The following is a 3,927-nucleotide window of genomic DNA, read 5'->3' as shown; positions in this document are numbered from 1 at the left end:
AATCATGGCCAGGAATTTCGCTCAATATCGACAATTCAGCATATGACAATAATATCGAACTGGTGAAGACCCTAAATCCCGATTCCCCGAAATACAACTATTTCGGATTCCTCAAGCTGCATGACAATAAATTATATACTTGTAATGGTAAAGGTTGGGATTTTGGAGAACCGGCTTCAATACAGATATATGATTTAGACAATAATGAATGGACAACATTCGAAAATATAAGTATTGAAGAGAAATATGGAAAGAAATACAAAGATATAATGACTGTTGACGTTGACCCAATGGACTCTAAACATTTATTTGCGGGAAATCAAATGGGATTGTTTGAGTTTTATGATGGAGAGCTTACACAACGCTGGTACGATAAAAACAGTCCTATCTACTCACACTATAATGTTAGTCCAGGAAATGAAAACTATCAAGTAATAACATCAATAAAATATGATAATGAATGTAATTTATGGATAATAAATACTGGTAGTAGCAATAGTACATTACTAAAACTTTCGAAAAATAGAAGTTGGATTATTCCTGGGAATGCTGTTGAAGCAGAGAAAGCCGATTATATGAAATTTATGGGATTTGACAGCAAAGGGTATCTATGGATGTACAATAATGTTTACGGAACTGCAGCTGCATATCGTTATGACACTAAAAACGAAACAATAACGGAGTATTCAAACTTCACAAATGAAGATGGTATTTCCTATTCTACCAATCAAGGATGCAGAACTTTAGCAGAGGACAAGGAAGGAAACATTTGGATGGGATTATCAGTTGGTCTGTTTGTATTAACACCAGAATATCAGAATGATCCTACTAAAGGAGTATATCAAATAAAAGTACCACGAAATGATGGTACCAACTTGGCTGACTACCTACTGTCAGATGTTGATATAAATACTATTGCTGTTGACGATGCAAATAGAAAATGGATTGGAACAAACGGTAATGGCATATATGTCATCAGTGCAGACAATATGGTACAGGAAAAGCATTTCACCTCAACGGATAGTCCATTGCTTTCAGACATTATCCAGTATATCACCATCGATGATAAAACAGGTCGGATATATATAGGAACAGACAAAGGACTGTGTTCATATCAGAGTGAAGTCACCCAGACTAACGAAGTAATGGACAAAGACAACGTGTGGGTTTATCCTAATCCCGTCACTCCAGATTATAATGGAATGATTAACGTCACTGGTCTGTCATTCAATTCGGATGTCAAAATCACCAGTTCTAATGGCTCACTTGTTGCCCAAGGCCGCAGCACAGGCGGTTCATTTAGTTGGAACGGCAAAGACCTCAAAGGCAATCGTGTGGCTTCGGGAGTATATATGGTTCAAACTGCCAAGAGTGATGGCAGCAAGGGCACTGTATGCAAAATTACAATTATTAATTGATATTTTGTTACTATGAAAGGAATACGTATTAACCCGTTATTCACGATAATCATTATACTATCTCCATTATTTGTGTATTGGTTAACACTCTTATTACCTACATTTGATGATTGGGGGTACTTCACAACGCCAGACTATGAATACGGTGAAAACTTTCTTGATCGTCTAATACCACGCTACACGTATTGGCGACCATGGGACGGAATTATAGGATATGTATTAAGTCTGAAACCAAATTGGTTTCCCACATTAAATCACATAATTGTATATATTGCCCATTTAGGAGGTACTATAACAATATATTTAATTGCCAAGGAGTTGAAATTTAAGAGTTTTGCATGTAATATCACTGCTCTATATTTCTTTATATCACCAGCTATGTTAGGAACAGTATTAGGGATTGATTCACCTAATCAGGCCTATTCTTCATTTTGGGGATTGTTATCTGTATTATTTTACCTTCGCCTGCGTAAACCATATAATGTATTCTTATGGCTTACTTGTGCCATAATAGGCATATTTGCAAAGGAAAATGCAATTGTATATTTTGTTATTCCACAGATAATTGCTGTTGGATTCAAGCGCATAACTATATCTCAGGCATTGAAAGACACTATATGGGCTGTATTAGTGATAATAATATATTTTTCTTCACGAGTTTTGTTGACTACGGATGTCGTATATATAAATGATGAATATTTCGAAAACACGTTTGCAAGAAAACTAAAGAATGTATGTGTGTTCTTAGGAATGACTTGGTTACCACTCGACTTTGTGAGTCTGGTGCACCCTCCTTGCAGAAACATACCCTTGACGATTGCTACAATCATATTGTCATTTCCATTTATGATAGTATTGTTTGCAAATAAAAAAAAGTATTGGATGAATCTTCAGTTTGCAGCACTTGTAATAAGTCTGTTTGCAGCTGTTTCTCCACATCTTACTACTCTTTTCACAGCTATGCACCCTTACGCCGGGCTTGGTATGGCTGCACTCATAGTCGGTTATATGGGTGACAAATCGGAGCATACTTCTTTACTGACGAAACTATTGCCACTATTTATTATTTCCTGCATTTTCATCGATTGGCATCATTGGCAAAAATCATACGAATCAGGATTGATAGGCAAAAGAATGGCACAAGATATTGTTAATTCAACAACAAAGCCTGTTAATAGAGTGTTTATTATCATCGTAAATGATGATACACCTAAATATTCTTCCTTCTGTGTAATACCGAGGGATGCATTCGGACGCGGAAAATCTGTATGTTCGCTCAATGGATATGTATGGCCTAAAGACATTGAAATAGCCGACCTTGAAGAAGATGAGGCATATAAGATTGACAGTATTGCAGATAAGGCCATCGCTGAACATTACGAGGCTGTATGGCTTGTACAAAAAGACTCTGCAAAGGTAATACGCTAAATACTAAGCAATGGAAAGAGACGTTCAATTAGATTGCTACCGCTCGTTAACCATGATGTATATAGTATGCATCATACATCCAATGTTGTGGTTTCATTTAGATGTCTTTGGATTTGACCCTACAATGCTACTCGAAATGCCGGTAATATTCTTTATAGCTGGAGCATCACAGAAATACACAAGGCAACGAACAATCATAGAAACATTAAAAAACAGGTCACTTCGTGTGCTTTTTCCATATTACATTTGTCTTTGCAATATTTTGATTCTAATGATTGTAGCAACTTTTCTTCACTTATCATTCGAAAATGAACTAATTGACATTAGAAAAATAGGATTAGTAGGAATAATTAAATTACTGCTTACTGGTGGAAGTCAGCATATCCCTTATCTTGGTTATACATGGTTTATATCAACATATATGATCATTTCATGCTCTTTGCCTTTTCAGAAATGGGTAATGCATAAATTACAGACCAAATGGTATATTCTTATTCTATTATTATTCTTTAGTTTATGGAAATCAACAGGCATTACTTCTCCTGAGTGTATTATAGAGAACATTATGAGCTATAATATATTCTTTATTCTTGGTTATTTAACCTATAAAAAGATTAAAACTAATTATTTAGTAGTTATATTAACTGCTATTCTCTGTATATATCTTATTCTTTCAGGGATAGCTGTGCCAATAGGGAAACATAAGTTTCCTTCTGACATAGTGTTTGTTGTTTATAATACTCTTACACTATATATTTTGGCATTTGTTATTAGTAAGATAAACATCAAATACAACACTATAACACGTCTGTGGAACGAAAGAGGCTACACAATATACTTATATCAAAGTGTAACACATTTCATTGTATATAAAATTATTTGTGAAACACAAATATTTACAAATAATGGAATATTGTTATTCATAATATCAACAATAATGGTGTTCGTATTAGCAACGGCATTAAGTTATATAACAATTTTGCCGGAAAAGTTTATACTAAATAAATTATTTAAAAGATGATTTCCGTTTGTATAGCTACATATAATGGTGAAATGTTCATCAGAGAACAGATTGACTCTA

3 protein-coding genes are annotated in these 3,927 nt (G+C 34.5%); all 3 read left to right on the top strand.

The annotated features are described in order from the left end of the window. Window positions 1–1,418: type IX secretion system anionic LPS delivery protein PorZ (porZ, locus tag ACI313_RS00150; RefSeq protein WP_439755006.1), on the top strand; the 1,418-nt coding region annotated here is incomplete at its 5' end. A 72-nt stretch (window positions 1,419–1,490) separates the two neighbouring features. Next, window positions 1,491–2,846, top strand: coding sequence for a hypothetical protein (locus ACI313_RS00145; RefSeq protein WP_439755005.1), 1,356 nt, complete (start codon window positions 1,491–1,493; stop codon window positions 2,844–2,846). 10 nt (window positions 2,847–2,856) lie between these two features. After that, window positions 2,857–3,867 carry an acyltransferase family protein gene (locus ACI313_RS00140; RefSeq protein ID WP_439755004.1) on the top strand — a complete coding sequence of 337 codons (1,011 nt, stop codon included), beginning with the start codon at window positions 2,857–2,859 and terminating at the stop codon, window positions 3,865–3,867. The last annotated feature ends 60 nt before the right edge of the window (window positions 3,868–3,927 follow it).

Origin of the sequence: Floccifex sp. (assembly GCF_051873495.1) — a bacterium.
In the GTDB taxonomy this organism is placed as follows: domain Bacteria; phylum Bacillota_I; class Bacilli_A; order Erysipelotrichales; family Erysipelotrichaceae; genus Floccifex.
The sequence above is the reverse complement of the archived record's forward strand: the minus strand, read 5'-3'. Positions and strand labels throughout refer to the sequence as shown.

Excerpts from the sequence above, each read along its gene's own strand:
- ACI313_RS00140 (WP_439755004.1), top strand. The coding sequence starts at position 2,857 with ATGGAAAGAGACGTTCAATTAGATTGCTACCGCTCGTTAACCATGATG.